Origin of the sequence: Paenibacillus puldeungensis (genome assembly GCF_042678945.1) — a bacterium.
Taxonomy (GTDB): domain Bacteria; phylum Bacillota; class Bacilli; order Paenibacillales; family Paenibacillaceae; genus Fontibacillus; species Fontibacillus puldeungensis.
The window spans coordinates 101753-125308 of sequence record NZ_JBHTLM010000001.1; the positions used below are offsets into that span (position 1 = coordinate 101753).

At 43.0% G+C, this 23556-nt stretch carries 24 protein-coding genes and 1 pseudogene; 22 read left to right on the forward strand and 3 right to left on the reverse strand.

The genetic code is table 11. The features are described from left to right. The first annotated feature begins 528 nt into the window (after window positions 1-528). From ACFQ3W_RS00485 to ACFQ3W_RS00520, 8 genes are all read left to right on the forward strand, one after another. Window positions 529-1416, forward strand: coding sequence for an alpha/beta fold hydrolase (locus ACFQ3W_RS00485; protein WP_379315518.1), 888 nt, complete (start codon window positions 529-531; stop codon window positions 1414-1416). A gap of 210 nt (window positions 1417-1626) precedes the next feature. Further along, on the forward strand, window positions 1627-2163 hold the full coding sequence (locus tag ACFQ3W_RS00490; protein ID WP_379315520.1) for a PadR family transcriptional regulator: 537 nt from the start codon (window positions 1627-1629) through the stop codon (window positions 2161-2163). Window positions 2164-2203: 40 nt separating this feature from the next. Further along, a complete protein-coding gene (locus tag ACFQ3W_RS00495; protein WP_379315522.1) occupies window positions 2204-2758 on the forward strand; it encodes a flavodoxin family protein in 555 nt (184 codons plus the stop codon). Window positions 2759-3103: 345 nt separating this feature from the next. Continuing rightward, a complete protein-coding gene (locus ACFQ3W_RS00500; protein WP_379315524.1) occupies window positions 3104-4183 on the forward strand; it encodes an NHL domain-containing protein in 1080 nt (359 codons plus the stop codon). A 545-nt stretch (window positions 4184-4728) separates the two neighbouring features. Then, window positions 4729-5493 carry an SDR family NAD(P)-dependent oxidoreductase gene (locus tag ACFQ3W_RS00505; protein WP_379315526.1) on the forward strand — a complete coding sequence of 255 codons (765 nt, stop codon included), beginning with the start codon at window positions 4729-4731 and terminating at the stop codon, window positions 5491-5493. Then, window positions 5490-6737, forward strand: coding sequence for a hypothetical protein (locus ACFQ3W_RS00510; RefSeq protein WP_379315528.1), 1248 nt, complete (start codon window positions 5490-5492; stop codon window positions 6735-6737). The genes ACFQ3W_RS00505 and ACFQ3W_RS00510 overlap by 4 nt, the downstream gene beginning before the upstream one ends. 1 nt (window position 6738) lies before the next feature. Then, on the forward strand, window positions 6739-7221 hold the full coding sequence (locus ACFQ3W_RS00515; protein ID WP_379315530.1) for an NUDIX hydrolase: 483 nt from the start codon (window positions 6739-6741) through the stop codon (window positions 7219-7221). Between the two features lie 193 nt (window positions 7222-7414). Then, window positions 7415-8821 carry a helix-turn-helix transcriptional regulator gene (locus ACFQ3W_RS00520; RefSeq protein WP_379315532.1) on the forward strand — a complete coding sequence of 469 codons (1407 nt, stop codon included), beginning with the start codon at window positions 7415-7417 and terminating at the stop codon, window positions 8819-8821. A 270-nt stretch (window positions 8822-9091) separates the two neighbouring features. Here the strand turns inward: ACFQ3W_RS00520 and ACFQ3W_RS00525 are convergent, their stop codons facing one another. Both ACFQ3W_RS00525 and ACFQ3W_RS00530 read right to left on the reverse strand, forming a co-directional pair. Beyond that, entirely contained in the window at window positions 9092-10168 is a 1077-nt protein-coding gene (locus tag ACFQ3W_RS00525; RefSeq protein ID WP_379315534.1) for a radical SAM protein, read from the reverse strand. A 6-nt stretch (window positions 10169-10174) separates the two neighbouring features. Continuing rightward, window positions 10175-10747 carry a TetR/AcrR family transcriptional regulator gene (locus ACFQ3W_RS00530; RefSeq protein ID WP_379315536.1) on the reverse strand — a complete coding sequence of 191 codons (573 nt, stop codon included), beginning with the start codon at window positions 10745-10747 and terminating at the stop codon, window positions 10175-10177. 160 nt (window positions 10748-10907) lie between these two features. On the opposite strand from ACFQ3W_RS00530, the gene ACFQ3W_RS00535 reads away from it, so the two are divergent. The 6 genes from ACFQ3W_RS00535 to ACFQ3W_RS00560 all read left to right on the forward strand — a co-directional run bounded on the left by ACFQ3W_RS00535 (window position 10908) and on the right by ACFQ3W_RS00560 (window position 14844). Next, window positions 10908-11237: a DUF485 domain-containing protein gene (locus ACFQ3W_RS00535; RefSeq protein ID WP_379315538.1), complete on the forward strand. Its 330-nt coding sequence runs from the start codon at window positions 10908-10910 to the stop codon at window positions 11235-11237. After that, the gene (locus ACFQ3W_RS00540; RefSeq protein WP_379315540.1) at window positions 11237-12751 is read left to right on the forward strand and encodes a solute symporter family protein; all 1515 of its coding nucleotides are present in this window, start codon (window positions 11237-11239) and stop codon (window positions 12749-12751) included. Before ACFQ3W_RS00535 ends, ACFQ3W_RS00540 begins: the two co-directional genes overlap by 1 nt. An 85-nt stretch (window positions 12752-12836) precedes the next feature. Beyond that, window positions 12837-13127 carry a type II toxin-antitoxin system Phd/YefM family antitoxin gene (locus ACFQ3W_RS00545; RefSeq protein WP_379315542.1) on the forward strand — a complete coding sequence of 97 codons (291 nt, stop codon included), beginning with the start codon at window positions 12837-12839 and terminating at the stop codon, window positions 13125-13127. Then, window positions 13105-13422 carry a type II toxin-antitoxin system RelE/ParE family toxin gene (locus ACFQ3W_RS00550; protein WP_379315544.1) on the forward strand — a complete coding sequence of 106 codons (318 nt, stop codon included), beginning with the start codon at window positions 13105-13107 and terminating at the stop codon, window positions 13420-13422. The genes ACFQ3W_RS00545 and ACFQ3W_RS00550 overlap by 23 nt, the downstream gene beginning before the upstream one ends. A 113-nt stretch (window positions 13423-13535) precedes the next feature. Beyond that, the gene (locus ACFQ3W_RS00555; protein WP_379315546.1) at window positions 13536-14072 is read left to right on the forward strand and encodes a DUF4256 domain-containing protein; all 537 of its coding nucleotides are present in this window, start codon (window positions 13536-13538) and stop codon (window positions 14070-14072) included. 43 nt (window positions 14073-14115) lie between these two features. Beyond that, window positions 14116-14844, forward strand: a complete 729-nt coding sequence (locus ACFQ3W_RS00560) for a histidine phosphatase family protein (protein ID WP_379315548.1) — start codon at window positions 14116-14118, stop codon at window positions 14842-14844. A 19-nt stretch (window positions 14845-14863) separates the two neighbouring features. Here the strand turns inward: ACFQ3W_RS00560 and ACFQ3W_RS00565 are convergent, their stop codons facing one another. Next, window positions 14864-16198 (reverse strand): aminotransferase-like domain-containing protein, encoded by a 1335-nt coding sequence (locus ACFQ3W_RS00565; RefSeq protein WP_379315550.1) that lies wholly within the window; start codon window positions 16196-16198, stop codon window positions 14864-14866. Between the two features lie 129 nt (window positions 16199-16327). Here ACFQ3W_RS00565 and ACFQ3W_RS00570 point away from each other — a divergent pair, with 129 nt between their 5' ends. The 8 genes and pseudogenes from ACFQ3W_RS00570 to ACFQ3W_RS00605 all read left to right on the forward strand — a co-directional run bounded on the left by ACFQ3W_RS00570 (window position 16328) and on the right by ACFQ3W_RS00605 (window position 23536). Next, window positions 16328-17182, forward strand: a complete 855-nt coding sequence (locus tag ACFQ3W_RS00570) for a GNAT family N-acetyltransferase (RefSeq protein ID WP_379315551.1) — start codon at window positions 16328-16330, stop codon at window positions 17180-17182. 48 nt (window positions 17183-17230) lie between these two features. Next, window positions 17231-18334, forward strand: a complete 1104-nt coding sequence (locus ACFQ3W_RS00575) for a serine hydrolase domain-containing protein (protein ID WP_379315553.1) — start codon at window positions 17231-17233, stop codon at window positions 18332-18334. A gap of 88 nt (window positions 18335-18422) precedes the next feature. Continuing rightward, window positions 18423-19334, forward strand: a complete 912-nt coding sequence (locus tag ACFQ3W_RS00580; protein WP_379315555.1) for a helix-turn-helix transcriptional regulator — start codon at window positions 18423-18425, stop codon at window positions 19332-19334. A gap of 72 nt (window positions 19335-19406) precedes the next feature. Then, window positions 19407-20207 (forward strand): annotated as a pseudogene (locus ACFQ3W_RS00585) (SDR family oxidoreductase). Between the two features lie 26 nt (window positions 20208-20233). Further along, on the forward strand, window positions 20234-20581 hold the full coding sequence (locus ACFQ3W_RS00590) for a nuclear transport factor 2 family protein (RefSeq protein WP_379315557.1): 348 nt from the start codon (window positions 20234-20236) through the stop codon (window positions 20579-20581). Window positions 20582-20901: 320 nt separating this feature from the next. Further along, on the forward strand, window positions 20902-22122 hold the full coding sequence (locus ACFQ3W_RS00595; protein WP_379315559.1) for an MFS transporter: 1221 nt from the start codon (window positions 20902-20904) through the stop codon (window positions 22120-22122). Between the two features lie 19 nt (window positions 22123-22141). Then, window positions 22142-23152: an ROK family protein gene (locus ACFQ3W_RS00600; protein ID WP_379315561.1), complete on the forward strand. Its 1011-nt coding sequence runs from the start codon at window positions 22142-22144 to the stop codon at window positions 23150-23152. Between the two features lie 81 nt (window positions 23153-23233). After that, a complete protein-coding gene (locus ACFQ3W_RS00605) occupies window positions 23234-23536 on the forward strand; it encodes an ArsR/SmtB family transcription factor (protein ID WP_379315563.1) in 303 nt (100 codons plus the stop codon). The last annotated feature ends 20 nt before the right edge of the window (window positions 23537-23556 follow it).

Consider the following 23556-nt stretch of genomic DNA (forward strand, 5'->3'; position numbering starts at 1 on the left):
GTATAGCAAATGGGCTGGTTTCCTAAACAACTTATTGCTACAGCATTAACAGCTTTCTGGTTGGGGACGAATTGGGGACGAAAACTGCTGATTCGATCAAGACGGCAACCAAACAGAACCATACAAGAATCGATAAAAGCCTTATGAATCAAGGCTTTAGCATGCAGTGGCATATGGGAACCAAATATCCTATGTTTCCGCATACGGTGCACGTGAGTCGGTTGCTTTGTTAGTGAAGAATATGTAGGACACAAATAACCACCTGATATTCATAATAAACCTGTGCTAAAAATCGAATAAAGCCGTGATAAAATGGGGGAAGGAATGAATGGCGAACTGGAAAAAACCAGATCCATCAAGCCTTTCCCCTGTTTTTTTATCATGACATTATTCAGATTATAATAAACCTGTGCTATTAAATGTTGGGTCAAAAAATTGAGAAAAGGACTGTTTTATAGCAGGAGAGTTTATTTATATGGGCAGCGGGTTATATAGCATGTAGACAAGCAGGAACGGGGGGGATATGTTATGGCACACGTAAAGGCAAATGGCATACAAATTGAGTATGAAATTTTTGGAATGGAAACTAATCCAACAATAGTGCTTATTGGAGGAAATGGTGCTCAGCTAAATTTTTGGGAACCCGATTTTTGTGAAATGCTTGCAAAAGAGAATTTACAAGTTATACGCTTTGATAATCGCGATGCGGGATTGTCTACAAAATTCGATGAGGCTGGTATTCCTGATATGGAAAAAATATACCAGGCGGCACACGAGGGAAAACCAATTAAGACAGCATATACATTGGAGGATATGGCTGATGATGTGGTTGGTTTGCTGGATGCGTTGGAAATAAAGAAGGCTCACATCTGTGGTGCTTCTATGGGAGGTACGATTGCTCAGGTTTTTGCCTATAGGCATCCTTCGCGTATATGCAGTTTAATTTCTATTATGTCATCTACAGGTAATCCGAATAATCCACAAATATCACCAGAAACGTTGGCGATTGTTACAGCAACACCTCCAACTGGACGGGATGCATATATTGATTATACACTACGTATGTGGAAAAATATTTGGAGTAAGGGATTTCCTTTTGAAGAAGAACGTGCAAGCCGGTATTGTGAAGAAAGCTATGATCGTTCTTATTATCCACAAGGAGCTGTACGCCAAAATGCAGCGTTGGTTGCTAATGGGGATAGGAGACAGCATCTTTCATTATTAAAAATACCAACTCTAGTAATTCACGGAACTGAGGATGTATTGTTTCCTGTTGAAGCAGGAAAAGATACAGCACGCACAATACCTAATGCTAAATTACTTTTGATCGAAGGAATGGGACATGATATGCCTAAGGGAACATGGAAATGTATAATCGAAGCCATTGTTAGTCAGGTAAACGACACGTCTCATTGATGTAATGGGGAAACATGAAAATTTGCGGGAGTATTTTCTAACGAAGATACCCCGTTTTTTTTATGTCCTTTTTTAGACACTCATGCTAATTTAAGTTCGTTCGTATAAATCTGGTATCAAGCGAATTGACAAAATAAATAGCAAGGAGTAGTGTAAAATTATATCGAATCGATATATAAATAAACGATATAAGTTACGAAGGAGGAAAGTATGTTAGAGTTTATAATTCTTGGTTTCCTGATGTGTGGAGAAACAAGCGGATATGATCTAAAACAGTGGATGACAAAATCTACTTCCTATTTTTTTGATGCAAGCTTTGGAAGTATCTATCCAGCGTTAAAGAGATTGGGGGATAAACAGTTAGTTATTTTTAAGGAATCTGTGGAGGGAAGCAAGTACAAAAAAGTGTACCAGATTACCGAAACTGGAAAAGAAGCTTTTATGAAGTGGATTGCGGAACCGATTGCTTTCGAAAAATCAAAGCAGGATCATCTGGTGAAGATTTTCTTCTATGAGTTTCTTCCTAAAGAAAAGGCCATTGCCAATTTAAAAGAGCTTATCGAGGTAATCCAGCCAATTGAAAAGAATTTAATCAGTCAGAAGGAGGAAGCAACCGAGAAATACGATGTTAATCAGTTCTTCTATCGATATGCAACAATGGGTTATGGCATTGATTATTATCGTTTTGTCATGAACTGGTGCAACGATATGATTACAAAACTTGAAACTGATACAGAAATGATGTGAAGCGAACGCCTCAACTCGCAATGAGAAAGGATAATTTAACATGAAGATAGTAACGATTATGGGAAGTCCAAAGAAGAATGGAAAAACTGCTACAGCACTTAAATTATTTGAGGGAAACATGCTTGCCCACGGAAATGATGTAGAAAGAGTCAATGTAACGGATTATAAAATTAACGCTTGCCTTGGCTGTTATGCTTGCATGGCGAAAAAAGAGGAGTCTGGTTGTATTCAAAAGGACGACGCGCAGTCTGTTTTTGAGAAAATGGCTGTTGCCGACACGATTGTGATTGCCTCTCCACTTTATTCATTCGACTTAACAGCACAGATAAAGCCTATCATAGACAGGTGTTTCAGCCTATCAAATACCGCTATCCTCAATGGAAAGCGCATGGCACTACTTATCACTTGCGCCGGTCAGGTTGAGAACAATACTGATCTCGTACAGGAATTTTTCCGCAGGGCTTTTGATGGCGAGAACGGAGGAATGTTTCATACAGAATTAGCAGGCAGATATGTAGTGCCGTATAGCGACTCTCCGGATTTTATCGAACGGGCAAAAAAGACCGCAGATACGATGTTTAACGAATTAGAATGATACTGAATATACCCTCAAAAAATTCTTCTATCGATATCGGGTGTCGCAACATTTCGTACAAATAATTGACCGTCTTTTCGTTGGACGGTTTTTCTTTTGTCAAAAAACAACATTATGGTTTAACATAGCCTTTATTTTAGGTGAATAACAGCCACATCTTAATGTAAAATAGATACCTATTTACCGTCAGCACTCATCCCATGTCGAGACCATAGTCCTGTTGCAAAGAAAAAATGTTGTTTTTTTATACATTGTGATATATCTATTTGTTTTAATATGACACACACGTGTCATATTTTCCAAGATATAATTGTTATAATTTAATAAAAGATAGGGGTATCTAAATTGAACAAGTCTGAATGGTTGAAAGGAATCGTACATACTTTTATCGGTATTGGTCGGCCTGGATACAGTGGAGATGGGGGAATTGCTCAGGAAGCTCTCATAAATGGACCAGCAGGAGTAGCTATTGATAGCAATAACGATGTTTATGTTGCTGAAATTTTTAACAATGTTGTGAGAAAAATTGATACAAGAACTAATATTGTTACAACTATTGCTGGATGTGGAGATAAGGGGTTCAGCGGTGATGGTGGACCAGCTGTTAAGGCTAGGCTTAATGGGCCAGAAGGTGTGTTCGTTGACTTATACGGAAATATATACATTGCTGACACTTGGAACCAACGAATTAGAAAAATTGATTCTAAAACTAGAATCATTAAAACTATTGCAGGGAATGGAGAAGCTGGATTCAGCGGCGACTTTGGGAATGCCTGTGATGCCAGCTTGAATTGTCCCTCTGGTGTTGTCAGTGATTCTATAGGTAATGTCTATTTTAATGATTACAAAAATGAAAGGATAAGAAAGATCGATATAAATGGAATAATATCTACCTTTGCAGGAACTGGGGAACCTGGATTTACTGGAGATGGTGGTCCAGCTAATCAAGCTAAAATTAATGATGTCTATGGGTTAGCAATTGATAAGCATGATAATCTTTACTTTGTTGATAGCCTTAATTTCGCGATTAGAAAAATCAATATTCTCTCGGAAATAATTAATACTGTTTGTGGAAAAGGTAAGCCAGGTGAAATTGTTGAGTATGAGTGTATAGACCGTTGTTATCTCGGAGGGAATGCACATCCCAAAGGTACAGTTGGCGGAGACGTACCTCACGGTCTTGATGTAAGTAATGAAGGATACATATTTATTGCAGATACAGGTGTAAATAGGCTTAGAATAGTTGACCCATTTGAAAATCAAGTGTATACCATTGCTGGAATTGGGAAATGCGGCTACTCCGGTGATGAAGGAATTGCTCTAGAAGCAAAAATAAATATACATGGAGTAAGAGTTGATTTAGAGAGTAACATATATTTTGTGGATTTTCATCATCATGTTGTTAGAAAAATTACATTCAAATAGTGCTGGTTCTGTAACTTTGCCAAATAGATCAGATCGTAGGCCACACCAGGTTCAAGCGGCATCTTTTTTATCTACTCAAGGCATGTGTGTTTATTGGATACTAAAAGTGCCGAAGATTGCAGCGTAAAAATGCTCAAGTCAATGCAAAAAAAAAGAGGCACTTGTCAGCACCTAAATATCACCCTATCGTTAGGTTTGCGAGAACTTGACGAAGGAGACTGGAAGGATGCTGAAAATGCTTCAACAGCAGTATATCAGATTTTTACGTGATGGGTCCCTTCATGGATGTGGTGGAAGTAAAGACCAACAGTTACTTACCTACAAGTTGCTCGTCGTCTCATTCCATTACAGCAATACGCCCTTTGTGTATCCAACGCCAGCCGAGAAGCGCTCCTTCTACCTATGAGGCGGTGTCACACATTTTCTCGAATTATTAGAGTAAATTGTAGATCTGTATGCAATTTAGCATCTTCTTTCTACCCAATATGAGAGAATACCTGTACACGAGATAGAACAAATATTTGTTGAAGGACGGTACAGGGAGCATGAGAAAAAGGATAGCAATTGTAACTGGTGCAACAGGTGGTATTGGAAAAGAATTTGCAAGATTGCTCATGAAAGAGCCTGTGGACGAAATATGGGCTGTGGCAAGGAATCAAGAGAAATTAGAACTTTTAAAGTCTGAATACGGAGAAAAAGTTATACCCTTGTCCAAGGATTTATCGAGTACAAAGGACTTATGTGAGATCGGTGAGTTACTGGAGGATACAAAGCCGGTAGTGCAATATCTGATTAATAATGCGGGTTTAGCAAAAATGGGTTCGTATAAGGATTTTACATTAGAAGAAATTGAAAAAACCATAAATGTTAACTGTAAAGCACCTGTGATGCTATCAAACTTATGTATTCCGTACATGGAAAAAGGCAGCTGCATATTGAATATTTCCTCAGCCTCTGCTTTTCAGCCAACCCCATACATCAATCTCTATGCAGCTTCCAAGGCTTTTGAAAGAAGCTATTCTAGAGCTTTAAATGTAGAGGTTGCTTCCCTAGGAATAACAGTAACAGCTGTATGTCCAAGCTGGGTGGATACAGAGATGCTGGAGAAGGAGATAAATGGACATAAAGTCAAGTTTCCTGGTTTGGTTACAGCAAAAGCAGCAGCAGAACAAGCGATGAAGGATGCTAAGAGAGGAAAAGATATGTCAGTCTGCTCTTTTTATGTGAAGTGTCAGCACTTGTACGTAAAGCTGATGCCACAAAAACTCTCTATGAAAATCTGGATGAATGAATTAAAGAAATATCTATGAGCAAACAGATCATCACGGAACGGACGAATCTTTTTGAACCCAATGTATATATTGGCATGTACGTAGAGATAGATGGAAGGCCGCCAGTAAAATTGCTTAAAGAAGCCATTCAAAAAGCATTTCGAAGAAATGAACTCACCATGTCCAAGGTAATTATTGATCAAATGGGACGAGCATATTATCAGAAACTAGAGCAAAGCGGATGCAAGGTCATAATTACAGATAGGGAATGGAAAAAGATATTTGAGGAAAATGAAAAACATCCATTTGCAATAAAGCATGGGGAACTGATGCGGGTGTTTGTAAAAGAAGACGGTAGTATTTTTTTTATGGCGCATCACCTGGTTGGGGATGGAAAGTCAATTATTGTGCTTTTGCAGGACGCATTAAAGTTGTTGACAGGAAATGAAGTTCAATATAAGCCGGCCAATATGGTTACCGAAGATTTTTTACATAAAAAAGCAAAACTTAACTTTATGATGCGGAGATACATATCACATCTAAACACCGTATGGAAAAGAGAGGGACAGTACTATTCCTGGGATGTTTATGATGCCATACATAAGAAATATTGGGGCGGGCACACCTCCAATATTTTGACGCATACCTTTAGCAAGCTAGAAACAGACCGGATTAAAGAGATGGCGAGGGCGGCTAAAGTAACGGTAAATAGCTATCTGATTAGCTCAATCCTTTTTGCCAATAAAGGGGTAAATGAAGTAGGGATAGCGATCGATATCCGTGAGAATGATCATTCAATGTCAAATCAGGTATCTGGCATTGCCATACCCTGTACATATGTAACCCGATCAAAGATACAAGATAATGCAAAGGCCATTCATAAAAAAATTTCTAAAATGTTGAATTCTCCAGCAAAGAAATACTTCGTACTGCTTTTCTTGGCAGAACTTTGTCCAACACTCATCGATGCAGTATTACTTGCCGCACATGGACAGACGCAGAATAAAACAGCGAAAAAAGTGGCGTATGCTTTGGGCTACAAAGGAAAGAAGAAAAGGGATTTAGGTGTTTCTAACCTTGGTGTGATTAATATTCAATCTGATTATGGAAAATACAAAATAAATAATATCACTTTTGTACCACCATCCGTATCCTATGCTGAGCACATTATGGGGATATCCACAATAAATGAGAGAATTACTATTACTTATCATGGCATGAAGGAGGATGAGGAAACCAGCTGGTTTGAATTTGTAAAAAAACATATTGTAGGTGGTATCTGAAATGAAGAACAGGGACTGGCTATTTATAGACGAAAACAGAATTCATAATTTCCGTAGCACCGGAGTTTTAATAAATGACGGAAAAATCCTCATTCAAAGGGGAATTCATGATACTGAGTATGCCCTTCCTGGAGGACATGTTGCTTGGGGGGAAACAAGTGCGGATACGCTTATCCGTGAATATAAGGAAGAGATGGGTGCGGATATATCAGTTGAAAGACTGATTTGGGTGGAGGAAGTCTTTTGGAAGTGGGGGGTACGAGATGCTCATACCATATGTCATTACCATCTAGTCAGCATAAACAGTCCCACGCAGATTCCGCTAAATGGGGTTTTCAAATCACTGGAAACGGATGAGTCCAGATTGATTTTTCAGTGGGTTGACGTTAATGAATTACAGCATTACAAGGTCTACCCTGTTTTTATTAAGGATAAAATTACTAATTTATCAGATGGAATTGAACATTTTGTATCCCGCGATTAATTAGTACAAATGTTGAGAGGCGTAGAAGACATCGGAAGGTTTGATTTTAGATTTAACGTCAATTTGATTATTTTCGGCTTGAATAGTCATACATACATTTTTGTTGTGCTTTATATTTAAGCTGTGCGATGGATAAATAAATGCAGGCCTCTCTGCAGAAAGGAGTAGAAAAATTGTGATATGGATCAAGCGAATGGAAAAGATTCTTGACTATATTGAAGAGCATTTAACTGAAGCCATCGACTTTGATGAAATAGCTAAACTTGCCTGCTGCTCGAATTACAATTTTCAAAGAGTATTTTCATTTTGTATGGAAATTCCGCTGGCGGAATATATTAGAAACAGAAGAATGAGCACAGCGGCTGACGAACTTCGCACTTCTGATATAAGGATACTGGACATTGCAGTTAAGTATGGCTATGAATCACAAGAAGCTTTTTCCAGAGCGTTTATGAAATTTCATGGGGTAACTCCTAAACAGGCGAGGAATGCTAATGTTAAGCTTAAGGTTTGTCCAAAAGCAACATTAATGTATAAGGAGAGCAATAAGCCTATGAATGCATCAAGTTATTTTTTGGAGAAAAAGCCTACAGGAGAACTATTAAGAAATAAACCCCCTAGTCCGATAACTTTGAATTTCCCCGTCTCTATGTGGTCATATATGGAATATACGGGTTATAATTCTAATACGATGCAAACCTACACATTAATAGCAGCTTTGTGCGGAGATACGTATAATGCAGGACTAGCCCTCACAGAAGACTATGGCATTCTGACCGCTGTTGAACAGTTCGGTTATAAATGTGATATATATTCCACACGACAAAGTGACATAAATTATATTCCGGAATCGGAACTAAGAGAGCGCATCATAAATGAAATTATAGTAAATAAAAGACCGGTTATAGCTGTAAATGTGGTTGATTGCTGCTTTGGAGGGGTTATTGTCGGATATAAAGATAGTGGTGAATGTTTATTGAACTGGGGGTATTTCCCGTTTGATTTTTCCGATAACCCTCAGCCAATAATAACGGAATGCAGAGATTGGTACGGAAAAACACAAAAGGTCATATTTATTGATAAATGTTTGAATTTTCATGTCGCCTTGAAACAAATATATATAAACGGTTTGAAGAAAGCAGTCGAATATCTGGGAAATGCTAGAGGACTTAAGACAGAGAAGTTTTTCTTGGAATGGAGAAACCGATTAATGGAGAATGAACCGTTAATCAGCAATGATTATTCCTTAATTGACCCTATGTGGTGTGATTATGCCGAAAAAAGATTCTATGCCGGACAATTTATGTTGCAATTAAAAGCTTTCCTACCTCAATACGAAACAAAGCTAAATCAATTATGGGATATATTTGGAAGGAAAATTAATAGCTTAATGTACGAATATATTGATAAAGTGGATTTAACTCCGGGCGCTGATTGCGATAGCATCAATAAAGTGAAATTAAATGATGAAACAATACGAAAAGAAATGTGCGAAATTGTAAATAGATGCGAGGAAGAAGAACGAAAAGCAGCAAGTCTTATTAGTGATATAATCACTATGCTCGATTTAGAAAAGGATTTAAGCATCACCGAAAATTAGTTATAGACGTGAAAAGCCCAAATAAACTGACTGGGCTTTTTTTGTGAATATACGTGCTATTAGAAGGTTGGCTACGTATGAGGCATATTAGCGACCCAAACCTTGTATTTAAGCGGTCAACCTGAGCTAAATTTTTGACCTGGGGTAAGCAACTCTTGAAATACCTTTGTTATTTTGTATGTAGCCGAAAAAAATGCTCCAAGACGCTGCTGATCCTCACTGCCGTACAGCTACAGTTGGTTTGTGGCCGAGCCGAAACAACAAAAAGCCCTATCGCTTCTGCAGCAAACCGGCTACCTCAGCCTGCCTTGCAAACAGCGCACAGCCGCCAATATGTTCTTCTGCTTCCAGCCCACTTTCCCGAATCTGCCTGAACAGCATGGAGTTTAGCGCATCACGCAGGCTTCCGAATCGAAGATTCACGTCAGAGTATGGAGAAAAAGGACAGGGCTCCGCGTCGCCGAAGGCATTAATGTGAAAAAAGCCACGACCGGCGGCAAGACACCCGCCAAGCACCTTCTCGTCTCCCGGAAACGAGAGAAAAAGAATACCGGGAAAGTGATCTCTTAATGCAGTCAGCCGCTGTTCCAGGAACCCCCGCTCGGCTTCCCCCGGCGCCAGCTCCACGCTTCCGTCTACGGGAACGTATTCTACAAAGAAAACCAGGCGGCACCCGATTCCATATAAAGAGGAAAGAAAAGTCTTCTCCGTGACGGCCCTGAGATTCTCCACTGTGACCGTGATGGATACCCCGAAAAACAAGCCGAGGCGGTCCATGTCCGCCATAGCGCACCGCACTGAGTTATAAATCCCATGGCCTCGCCGACGGTCCGTCTGCTCCTGATCACCCTCAAGACTGACCACCGGGATCAGGTTCCTGTGTCCGTCGAAACGCGCCAGCATCTCCGGGGTAAAGAGCGTTCCGTTGGTGAATACCGGGCACAGCAGTCCGGAAGCTGCCGCTTCGTCCAGCACGTCAGGCCGCGCCAGCGGTTCCCCGCCTGCCAAAAGGGCAAAGGATACACCCATGGCTTTTGCCTCCCGAAATAGCTCTCCCCAGCGCGCTGCGCTCATCTCCGTTTTGGCAATCTGGTCCGTGCAGGTGTGGTTGGCACGGGCATAGCACCCCGCACAGTGCAGGTTACACCGGGTTGCAACGCTGGTAATCAGAAATGGTGGCACGGGATTTCCGGAAGCCTCAGCATGCAGGCGTTTTCGCGCTGCCTCCCGCTGCGTTTTGGCGGCCTGTGTTAGAAAGCGCAGCTCCTTGGGGCTTAGCCGGGAGGAGAGGATCACATCCCGAACCATCCGGCCAATGGCCTCGTTCATGTATTGTGTCAGTTCCACAATCTGTCACTCCTTCTTCTCGTCTGGCAAAAGCAGATTCAGCTGCATATCCAGAACGCGGTTGGCGGTTTCCTCATCAGCCAGGTTCAGCCCGGCATACCGTAGAAACGCATCATCCCGGTAAAAGGCTAACTGAAGGAAAGAGACCATTTCATAGGCGATTACGCGGCATTCCGTCTCATCCCGGCTGCCCCCGAAATGTGCCCGGATTTCCGGTAGGATGTACTGCGGAAGCGTGATTTCCTCCTCCAGAAGCAAGTGAGGAACATACAGCCGGGTATAGCGGCGGTATTTCAAAACCACCAGGCAGATCTGCCGCAGGATGCCGCGCAAGCGCTCCTTAGGGGGCTTCGCCGGGTCATGTGGAAACCTGAAAAGCTCCGAGGAAACATCCATAATTTCCGATACGGCCTGCGCAACCAGCGTATCTTTGGAGCCAAAATAGTAATTGATCATGGCAAGGTTTACGCCTGCGCGTTCGGCGATCTGTCGTGACGTAACCTTTTCCGGCTGCTTTGCTTCCTCCAGTAGGGCAATGGTCGCCTGCAACAGGAGAACCTTTTGATTTTCTTCTTTCATGTTTAGACCTCACAATTAAACGTGTATTAAACATGTTTAATTATAAAAATCGAGGTTGATATTGTCAATAGAAGAAGTGCTATTGTCCTACGCAAAGTCTCCCCTGCATATAATGAACCTGAAACGCTTACATATATTGGATGATCGTGAAATTTAGTTAATGATTGGAGGGAAAGGTATGGATGCGAAAGGAAAAAGTTATCTCAAGGTGTGGCAATCCACCAAGTTCAAGACGCTGCTCTTCCGTAAAAAAAGGTTTATTATCCCGGCGACTGTCTTTTTTCTTCTGTTTTATTTTGCGCTCCCCATCTTGACCTCTTATTCGGATGTGTTGAACAGGCCGGCGATCGGCCCGATTTCGTGGGCCTGGGTGTTTGCGTTCGCGCAGTTTGTCATGACCTGGGCGCTGTGCATCATCTACTCGCGCGTGGCTAGACGGTTCGACCGTCTGGTGGATGAAATCAAACGGGAAATGGGGGAGTCACGATAATGGCTTTCACTTTATTTTGTGCGATTGTACTGCTTACGCTGGTCATTACTTATTTCGCCGCCAAAAAAACGAACAACACCAGCGAGTTTTACACGGCGGGCGGTGGGCTTAAGGGTTGGCAGAACGGAACGGCGATCGCCGGCGACTATATGTCTGCGGCATCGTTTCTCGGCATTGCCGGTTCTATCGCATTAGTTGGCTTTGATGGCTTCTTTTACAGCATCGGTTTTCTGGTCGCTTATCTGGTTGTGCTATACCTAGTCGCCGAACCGCTCCGCAATTTGGGCAAATATACGGTGGCGGACATGATCGCCGCCCGCTTTGCCAACAAAGAAGTGCGCGGCATTGCAGCGCTGAATACGATTGCGATCTCGATCTTTTACATGATTGCACAGCTTGTCGGAGCGGGTGCGCTGATTAAGCTGCTGCTCGGTCTCGATTTTGCCACCTCCGTTCTGATCGTTGGCGTGTTGATGACCGTTTATGTCGTTTTCGGCGGCATGCACGCCACGAGCTGGGTACAAATCACGAAAGCAATTCTGCTGATGGGAGGTACCCTCGTCATCTCGGTTATGGTTTTCGCAAAATTTGATTTCAGCCTGACGGGCATGTTCGAGCATATGAAAACGGCGACGCCGTTACTGGAAAAATACCTCGATCCAGGCAACAAGTACAAGGTGCCGCTGGAGACGTTGTCGCTGAACCTGGCGCTAGTGCTCGGCACAGCCGGGCTGCCGCATATTTTGACTCGCTTTTTCACGGTTAAGGACGCCCGTACCGCCCGCAGCTCTGTCGTCTACGCCACCTGGATTATCGGCATCTTTTATGTGATGACCATCTTCCTCGGCTTTGGTGCCGCCGCATTCGTTGGCGCTGAGCAGATTACGGCCGTCGACAAAGCTGGCAACATGGCCGCTCCACTGCTGGCTAAGGCGCTTGGCGGCGACTTCCTGTTCGCATTCATTTCGGCGGTCGCGTTCGCGACGATCCTCGCCGTCGTCACCGGCCTCGTCCTGTCCGCGGCATCCGCCTTCGCGCACGACTTCTACGGACAGATCGTCCGGCGTGGCAAGGCGACCGAACAGCAACAGCTGCGCATGGCCCGCTGGGCGTCGATCGGAGTATCTGTCATTTCCATTGTACTGGCACTGTTCGCGCAGAAAATGAACGTCGCCTTCCTCGTCTCGCTAGCGTTTGCCGTCGCAGCAAGCGCAAACCTGCCGGTCATCCTGTTTACCGTATTTTGGCGAAGATTCAACCGGATGGGGGCTATCTCCGGCATGCTCGTTGGTTTGTTCAGCACCGTCATCCTTGTGGCTCTTAGCCCGAACGTATGGGATCCGGAACCCGGCAAGGCGATTTTGACCGGAACGGCCATATTTCCGATGACGAATCCGGGGATCATTTCGATACCGCTGGGTTTCCTTGCAGCGTTTATCGGCACGCTGTTTTCACGCAGTAAAGACGAAGCCAAATACGCCGAAGTGCTCGTTAAAGCGAACACGGGCGTATAGCCGGATAGTGACGGGGCGTATTTGAACGCATAGCCTAAAATAGGTATAATTAAATCAAAATATAGCTATGCAAGGGGAGTGCACGATGTTAATCAAGCCGTCGGCCAGTATCCGGCAAAATTATAATGAAATTGCTGATTTATGCAAAACTACTGGGGAACCGATTTATTTGACCAAAAACGGCGAAGGAGATCTCGTTGTGATGGACATCGAAGCGTTCTCCCGTCGCGAGAAGATGCTGAAGCTAAGAGAAGAACTGCTTGCTGTTCAAGAGGATCGCTTGGCTGGACGTAATGGCGTATCGCTGGACGAACTGGATGCGTATTTGGATAGCGTTATTGAAGAGGTTCAACATGGAAAGAACACCCCAATATAAGATTATTGTTTCTGATCGGGCCCGCCAAATGCTGGCGAGTCATTTACGTTTTCTTGCCGAGAAGAGCCCAGCAGCCGCTCGTAACACGAAAAACGAATTGATACAAGCAATACGTTCATTGACAAGGATGCCGGAACGCTATCCTTTTCTGGATGCAGAGTTTATACCTCCAAACAAATATCATAAGATGTTTGTGGAGAAGTGGTATCTGGTGTTGTATCAGATACAAGATGAGATCGTGTATGTTGATCACATTGTAGATTGCAGACAGGATTATCGCTGGCTGGTACGATAACAAGTCCATAGGAAAAGCGATAGGATCCCCTGACAAAGGGGGTCCTTCTGCATTTATTTAGGTGTATTCGTGTTATATTTTATGGAAAGCACTAAATAAGGAGGAGGGATTATATGTCAAACGAAGAACTGCTCTATGTGTTGCAAGGCCGTTTTGAGAAAAACATGAACCGCCATTTAGGTATTGAATGGGATCAGGTACGAGTAGAGCTGGAAGCTAAACCTGAAAAACTAAGGTCACTTGGTGAAATGGAAAGAACCGGCGGTGAACCAGATGTGGTTGGATATGATGCATCGACGGGAGAATACATTTTTTATGATTGTTCTGCGGAAAGTCCTAAAGGTCGCAGAAGCGTTTGTTATGACCGTGAAGCGCTGGAATCAAGGAAAGAGCATAAACCGGCCAATAGCGCAATGGATATGGCAGCTGACATGGGTATTGAACTTCTGACGGAAGAGCAATATCGCGAATTGCAGAAATATGGAAAGTATGATGCGAAAACATCGAGCTGGTTGAAAACACCTGCTGAAATTAGAAAGCTCGGCGGCGCTATTTTTGCGGACTATCGTTATGGACAGGTTTTCGTATATCATAATGGGGCGGAGTCCTATTATGCCGCCAGGGGATTCCGCGGCTCGTTAAGGGTGTAAATAGCTAAGATAGGCAATATAAAGGAATTTGGAGGTGCCATAAATGAAACTAATCATTATTCGCCACGGAGACCCTGATTATTCGATCGATTCTCTTACGGAAAAGGGGTGGCGGGAAGCTGAAATGCTGTCCGATCGAATTGCGGAAATGGACGTCAAGGCCTTTTATGTATCACCTTTAGGACGGGCAAAGGATACGGCATCGCTCACGCTGAAAAAGATGAATCGCGAAGCTGAGGTTCTTCCCTGGCTCCGTGAATTTCAAGCCCCGATAATGGATGAAGTCACGAAAAAGGAACGTATTCCTTGGGACTGGCTTCCTGCCGACTGGACGAAGGTGAATGAGTATTATGATAAAAATCTTTGGCACACCGCTCCGGTGATGCAGTCCGGGCATGTGATTGACGAAGCGGTGCGCGTATACTCCGGCCTGGATGAAATCCTAAGCAACCACGGATACGAGCGTGATGGGCAACTATACCGTGCGGTTAAACCGAACAACGATACGATCGTTCTGTTCTGCCACTTCGGCGTTGAGTGCATCATGCTGGGACATCTGCTTGGCATTTCTCCGATGGTCCTATGGCATGGTTTTTGCGCAGCTCCCACCTCTGTAACCACACTGATTACCGAGGAGCGTCGAAAAGGAATCGCCTACTTTAGAATGAGTGCTTTTGGCGATACTTCACATTTATACGCTGCAGGTGAAAAACCCGCATTTGCGGCAAGATTTTGTGAAACCTATGATAATATGGACGAGCGTCACGATTGATAGGACGAAAGCAAATCGTCTATTGCGGCATTTCATCTTTGATGGCTTCAATTACAGCACTTAGTGCCGCCAAATCTTTTTCAGGAACGCCGGATATGCACAACCTAAGGTTTTGTTCTACTTGATCGGCTATATAAAACTGTGAAGAAGAGCTAACCCGAATGTTATTTGCGGCTAGCTTTTCTGCAACCCGTTGGACCGAAACTTCGGCAGGCAGCGTTAACCATAGAAAAAGGCCCTGCTTGGGAACGTGAAAAGATAAGCCTGCCGGGCTCGTACGGGTGAGAATGGCTTTGGCTTTCAACAATTTGCGCTTGTAGCATGTGTTCACTTTTTGTATGTGCTGGTCATACATTCCTGATTTTATGAAGAAATCGAGTGCGCCCTGCGTAATGCTTGATGTGCTTATATCCAGCAGATACTTTTGATTAATGATAGGCTCATAGAGGGTATTTGGCATAACCAGTGCCCCCAAACGGATCCCCGGTATAAAGGTCTTAGAGAAGCTGCGAATGTAGATCGTCAGTTGATTTGTATCATAATAATATAACGGTAGGTTACGCTTATCGGTTCCTAGGTCGGCTAAATAATCATCCTCAATTAACAGGACTTGATAGCGGTAACAGAGCTCCACGATTCTTTTCTTATCTTTTTCCAGGAGTGAATATCCCGTTGGATTGTGGTGTCTCGGAATGATGTAGAATGCCTTAATATGCTCCTTTTTGAAAATGCACTCCAGTTCATCCAGATGAATGCCGTGAGCGGATCGGCTTATTCCTACGCAGTCAATATTAAGACTTTTCGCCATATCCAGCGCCAAATGATAGGTTGGTGTTTCTACTAACAGCTTGCCATCGGATGGGCTGGGGAATAAGGCTTTCAGAGACAAATAAATCCCTTGCTGCGCCCCATGAGTGATCAGGATTTGTGAACTCGAGGCGTAGACACCATTTTGCTCGAACCTTCCTTTTAAGGTTTCTCTTAAATCTTTTAAGCCTAACGGTGTTTCGTAGTTAAAAAGAGTTTTCTTATGCTCTTCAATGGCCCGGTTCATGGCATGAGTAAATGCTCTATAGGGAATCAAAGTGGGGTCCGGCGTTACGGTTTGAAAATCGATGCTTTTGGATATAGCCACCTCTTTCATATCAGCTCCGGCATAATAGTAGCCGCCTCTTGGCACGCAATAAAGAAGATGCATATCCTCCATTTCCTTATACGCTTTATTCACCGTAATTTTATTGACAGAAAGCCTTTTGGCCATTTCCCTGCACCCTGGAAGCCTCTCCCCGTTGCGAATTTTCCCCTGTTCAATCTCGTTCATGAGATAGCTTTTTACCAGTTCTGTTTTATTCATGATTCCATCCCCTGAAAATGACATCAACATAAGCTGTAGTAGTACAGATTCAATTTCGAATGTTTGAACTATTCATATCTGAATTATATACTGATGAATCATAAAAAGGATATGAAGGGATGGGGATATATGATGAAAGTACTAGAGGCTCGGGACTATAAAAAGGTGATACCGATCATTCGAACTGCGGACATCAATACGATGTTTGCAATATCTGTGTTGGAAGGAAAGGTAGACGGTACAGTGTTCGTCGATGAAGAGGCCTCACCGGCTGCATTTTATATCCTTCATCCCTATGGAATGGCTTTGCTTTATGGCGAATCCAGCAGGGAAGATTTTTATGTAAAGCTGGCAGCTCATATGCTCAATTTAGAGAATGCCCGGAATGAGTATGAATGGCTGCAGGTATATCCTGCTTCACTCTATTCGAAAATAGATGCTATCTTGGGAAGCCATTTGATCAAAAAAGCCCCGAATGAACCGTATAAAAAATCGTTCGTACCGGAAGAAGATAAAAAGGTATTAGAGTATCAGAGAATCAATTTTGCTTTTAACAAGGAAAAATACTTTGCATTTAAAAGAGACTTTATGAATAAGGACTGCAAAATTGTTGCCACATCGGAAGCTATTTTTAATCAGTTAGAGGGAAGTGTAGTGCCTAAGTTCTTCTGGAATAGTTCCAGTGATTTCATAAATAATGGGATAGGCTATACTATATTATCAGAGCATGATATTCCTGCATCCACGGCCTTTGCATCCTTTATTATCGATAATAAGCTTGAAATCGGAATTGAAACCTGTAAAGAAAATCAAGGTTCAGGTTTCGCTTCCCTTGTATGTGCCAAACTAATTGATTATTGTATTGTAAATGGTTATGAACCGGTGTGGTCATGTAATTCCGGAAATCTGGGCTCAAGGAAGCTTGCGCATAGATTAGGTTTTGAGGAATCGAAGAGAATACCTTATTACCGTCTATCAAAATGATTCTCATAAAGAGAGGTCAGTGCAATGACAATTCCATCCAAAAAGATAATGGTTATCATTAAAGTAATTGCAGTGATTGCAGTAATTGCTCTGGCTATAGCCGTTATCGTGCGTCCTGAAGCTGATCGAAGTGATAAAGCATCCATAACAAACATGATTCGTGAATATACCAAGGATAAAAGTGATGTTAAATTAACCGTCGGGCTGCTGAAGGGGCATAAAATAAGCTATAAAGTATATGGAGTCGGTGCCAAAGAACTTGACCCGGTTGAATACGAGTATGAAATAGGTTCTATATCAAAGACCTTTACCTCATCCATGCTTTGCAAAGCAGTTGCCGACGGCCGGGTAAATCTGAGCGATTCCATATCAAAGCATCTTCCACTGGATCCCCACACTTTTTACCCTACGATACTAAGCCTTGCCACGCATACGTCGGGATATGGAGAATACCCGTTCGACGCCTCTACTCTCTCTGAAGAAGAACTGGAAGCGATAAATACCAAGTTTTATGAAAAAAGGCTGAACATCTATCAGGGAATCAATAGAGAGGATACCCTTGGAAGAATAAAATCAAATGTTTTACAGGACAAGCCTTATGGTTGGGAGTACTCAAATTTCGGCATCGCCGTGTTAGGTACGGTTCTTGGTGAAGTATATGACACTACTGTAAAACAACGGTTTGAAAGCTTTATTAAGAACGAGCTGGGCCTTACTAAAACCCGGCCTGGAAATGGAACCGGAAATCTGAACAGCTACTGGACATGGAATGATGACGATACCTATTTTGCCGCTGGCGGACTTGTTTCTACGGTAACCGATTTATTAAAATATGGCCGGATGCATCTTGATGATTCTCCCGGATATCTTGCTTTATCGCATAAAACCTATCAAACTTTTGAAAAAGACGGTTTTGCCATGGGACTTGGATGGCTGATCGATCCCGAAAAAGGGTATCTGTGGCACAATGGAGGGACATCCTCCTGTACAAGCTTTATAGGTATCGATAAAGAACACGACACCGCTATTGTAATACTGTCAAATTATCCGGCAAAAGAGGGCACTAAAGATGAGGATGCTCTGGATATTTTGGGATATGCGCTTCTTGATAGCTTAAGCCATGGAGCGTATGTTCAATCCGGGTTGAATTAATGTTTATATGAGATGGATCGTATATAAGACATAAACATGACATGCTATTGTCAGGTTATATGCCTTATATTTATTTTGGGGTGATATTATGCAGATCAGCAGATTATTTCAAATCATATATATCCTGTTGGAAAAGGGAACAACAACCGCCAACGAATTGGCTGAACGTTTTGAAGTTTCGGTCAGAACAATCTACAGGGATGTCGAGGCTTTGAGCCAGGCGGGAATTCCAATCTATACAAGTCAGGGAAAAGGTGGCGGGATCTCTCTGACGGATAAGTTTATATTGAATAAATCGCTGCTTTCCGAAAAAGAGCAGGATGAAATTTTGCTTGCTTTACAGAGCTTGTCTGCTGTTCGATATCCTGAATTTGACGAGGTACTGTCAAAGTTAAGCGTTCTTTTCATGAAAAGTAATGTTAACTGGATCGAAGTGGATTTCTCTTCCTGGGGAAGTGAGCAACGGCAAAAGGAAATATTCAGCCTGCTTAAAAATACCATACTGGAACAGCGGGTAATAGCCTTTTCCTATTTCAGTGCTGCCGGTGAAAAAAGTGAACGACTTGTAGCACCTATGAAACTGCTTTTCAAGAATAAATCATGGTATCTTCAAGGGTATTGCCTTCATCGGATGGCCTGTCGGACCTTCAAAATAACACGGATGTCGGACGTTCGCGTCATAGGTGATTCCAGCGCGTACGAGTTCAAACAAGAGCAAATGACAACGGCAGCCCCGAATGATTCCGCTGAGATAAAAATACCTCTTAAGCTTAAAATATCGGCAGCCGGAGCCTACCGTGTGTATGATGATTTTGACGAGAAGGATATTACAAAAAATGAGAATGGTTCATACACGGTCAACGTTGTTATGCCGGGCGGCGAATGGATTTACAATTATCTTTTTTCCTTCGGTCCACTGCTTGAAGTCATTGAACCTCAGAATATTCGATTTGAGATGGCTGCTCGCATAAAAGATTTGATGGGCAAATACGCAATATAACTTGACGTACTGTCGTCAGGTTATGTTGGATATACTGGGCATGCAAATTAATTAAAAAGGAGGTAATGAAACATGGAAAATAGTCCATTTCTATTGGATATGAGCAAGGAACTTGAAGGCAAACGGGTACTTGTAACAGGCGGAACTAAGGGTATTGGTCAGGCTGTCGTTCAGCGCCTGCTGAGAACGGGCGCTACGGTAATGACAACTGCGCGGTCTCAGCCGGATGATCTGCCTGATGGCGTCGGCTTCATTCAAGCGGATGTCAGCAAACCGGAGGGCACTGAAAAAATCATCAGGGAAACCTTTGAGAAATTCGGCGGTTTGGATATTTTGGTCAACAATGTAGGGGGATCATCAACATCAACTGCGGGTGCTTTGGTATTAACCGATGACGATTGGCAGACAACTTTTAATGCCAACCTGTTTTCCTCTATCCGTTTGGACCGGGGCTTTCTGCCTTTCATGATCAAGCAGCACAGCGGAGTAGTTATTCATATTTCATCCATTCAGCGCAAGCTTCCCGGGAATATGACAATGGCTTATTCGGCAGCTAAAGCGGCGCTAACCAATTACAGCAAAAATCTTGCAACACAGTTCGGGCCGGACGGTATACGAATAAATACCGTAGCTCCGGGATTTACCGAAACAAAAGCAGCCGAGCGGTTAATCGAAAGAATGGCATAGAATTCCGGAAGTGATTATAATGCCGCACGTCAGCTATTAATGGATGCCCTTGGAGGCATACCTCTGGGGCGGCCCGCAAAACCGGAAGAAATCGCGGAATTGGTGGCATTTCTTGTATCTGACAGAGCCTCTTATATAACAGGATGCGAATACGCTATTGACGGCGGAACAATACGCACGATCTGATAATTGATTAGAAGGAGAATAAAAACATGGATATAAATCAGCTTCCACAAATAATAAATGATTTTTTGAACGCCTCGAATAAGCCTGATCCGAATGCCTTTGTCGATTGCTTTTCAGATGATGCGATTGTGGTTGACGAGGGACAAGAAAGAATTGGCAAAGCGGCGATAAAAAAATGGAGTGATGAAAACCACTTTGGAGCCAATGTTACGCTTGAGCCGAGGAATGCAAGACGGGACGATGATGAGATTATAGTCGCCTGTAAGGTTGACGGAGATTTTGACAAGACAGGTTTACCGGACCCTCTTGTGCTCAGTTATTATTTCCGTATGCAGGATGGAAAAATAGCGAGGCTGTATATTGAATTATCTTAAAGATATGTGCATGTGGAGTAACGCTGCATTTACCTATAAGAAAGCTGCCTATATTTAACGAGGCGGCTTTTAATAATTTATTGGAGTAAATCCACTTCTAGTAAACTGTAAAATCAAAAAGAATAGAGACAGGGCGATCTCCTTGTGGAAGAAAGTAGTCATCACAACAAACTTTCACATCAAGGATTGCCTTGACACAAAAGTGTCTCTATTATAAATTAATAAATGTACTTTATAAATCATATTTATTAAGTGATTAATAATCCACGAATTAGTTGAATCTACGAAAAAAGTCATACAACGACGAAAGAAGGTCTATCATGGCAACTTGGTTTCTCATTATTATTTATCTGGCGTTTATTAGCTTGGGACTTCCGGATTCTTTGCTTGGATCGGCATGGCCGGCGATGTGGCCCGACTTAGGCGCTTCCTTTGGCTCCGCAGGAATGGTGTCCATGATTGTAGCGGGAGGGACCATCATATCCAGTTTAGCAAGCGGGAAGTTAATTCAACGATTGGGGACGGGAGCAATTACTCTGATCAGTTGCTTGATGACTGCGGGTGCGTTACTGGGATTTTCAGCGGCACCATCGCTCATCTGGCTTGCTATTTTAGCCATTCCTCTTGGCCTTGGCGCAGGTTCTGTCGATGCGGCTCTGAATCATTATGTAGCTGAAAATTATGAGGCTCATCATATGAACTGGCTGCACTGTTTCTGGGGCGTGGGGGCAACCGCGGGACCAATCATTATGTCTTATTATATTGCCGAACATAACTCCTGGAGGGGCGGCTACACGGCGGTATCTATGATACAGTTCGCACTTGTCATTATTTTGCTCATAACACTCCCCCTATGGAAACGTGTTGCTGCAAGTCGCCAGCTTGAACGTTCACAACATGAGGTTCAGCCTGACCAAGCCCCATCCGAGCTGCCGCAGCCAGAGGGGAGCGTCAACGGTAGTGTACTCCGCATCAAAGGTGTAAAAAATACACTCATTACCTTTCTTTTCTATTGCGGGGTTGAAACTACGGTAGGACTATGGGGAGCCAGCTATCTGGTTGGCGCTAAAAATATGGCAGCAGAGACAGCCGCAGGCTGGGTCTCTTTATATTATGGTGGAATTACAATTGGGCGACTAGTTACCGGCTTTATTACGATGAAGGTTCACAATCGGCTGCTGATCCGGTATGGTCAGCTTGTTACCCTTGTTGGCGGGATGATGCTTTTGCTGCCTCTGCCGATCTCTTTTTCGCTCATCGGATTTATTTTGATCGGACTTGGGCTTGCACCTATCTATCCTGGCCTTATTCATGAAACACCTGCCCGGTTCGGAAGTGAAAACTCGGCAAAACTTATAGGGTATCAGATGGCTGTCGCCTATACGGGATCCACATTGCTTCCTCCGCTGTTCGGAGTACTTGCCACAGAGACGGGCATCGGCTTATTCCCGACTGTTGTGCTTGCTTTCCTTATTTTCATGCTGCTGAGTACAGAGAAGATAAACTACATTTTGAGCAAACGAGAGAAAGTGAGAAATTAGATAGAAGGGAAAGCTGGGCATGGGCAAAAAAGTGAATCTGATCAAAGAGATGAATCTAAATAAAGTTCGCAGCGTATTAAAAGAGGCTTACACCGCTACGAAACCCCAGTTAGCAGAGCTCACGGGCCTCAGTGTGGTAACTATCAATTCATTGGTAAACACATTGCTAGATGCCGGGGAGGTGTTTCCCGATACGATCTTGACTTCCGATGGTGGGAGACCTGCCGCTTCTTTTCGCTATAACAGTGGATTCCGTATGGCTTTGGTGATTTACATGCACGAATATCATGGGCGGGACACTGCGTTTTACTACGTTATCAATTTGCGGGGGGAGGTCGTTGAGAGAACTCTGCAGCATTTAGTGGATGTTGATGTGGAAAGCTTTGACGCCCAAATCGAAAAGCTGTTAGGCAAATTTCCGCAAATTAAAGTCATTTGTTTTGGAATTCCAGGCGGTGAAGTGAACCAAAAGCTTGTTATCAGCGATTATGAAAAAATGAGAGGCAAGTCTCTTTCAGGCCATGTTGGGGAAAAGTTTCACCTTCCTGTCCTGGTCGAAAACGATATTAACTCGGCTGTCATGGGCTACTGCCATGGGAATGAGATTCAGGATGATCAATGTGTCATTGGAATTTATTTTCCAGACAAGTATCCGCCGGGAGCTGGAATCTATTTGCATGGGGACGTATATAAAGGGAGAAATGGCTTGGCTGGAGAAATCGCATTTCTTCCCTTCGGAATGGACTGGGCATCTTTTGATTACAATCCTGCAGAAATCGAAAAATTTATTATCAAAACCATCCGGGCATTTTGTTGTATGTACAATCCGGATCGAATTGTGCTTTATGGAGATCGTTTCAATCAAGCCACCTTAAATATGATTCGCGAAAAATATCAGTCTCCGGTTGAGAAAATTATGCTTCCTGAGATCATCCTATCCACGGAATTAAACGCTGATTTTGAAGCCGGTATTAAACAGCTTGCTATAAAAATAATTGATACCGAACAGCACTCAGCACTTGATTGTTAATCAAGTTAGGAGTAAACTGTTCACAAACAATTGGTTTAAATGTTTAAACATTTAATCATACGAGATAGGGTGATCACCAGCATGGGGAAGCAGGCACTGGATATTTTTCGAGAAAGCCTTCCGATTCTTCAAGTATTAAGCGATCCGAACCGTCAGGATATTTTACTTTTCCTTTCCGAGAACGGTAAGATGACGGTCAACGAAATTACAGAACGGTTGACTTTATCGCGGCCGGCGGTTTCCCATCATTTGAAGCTACTCAAAAATGCAGGAGTCATTAAAGTCGAACAATTGGGCACCCAGCGTTATTATTATTTATCCATGCAGGAATCGGTAGACTTGTTAAAAAGGCTATTGGTCGCCTTAGAACGGGATTGTCTATAGGCTGATTTCATGAGAGGAGG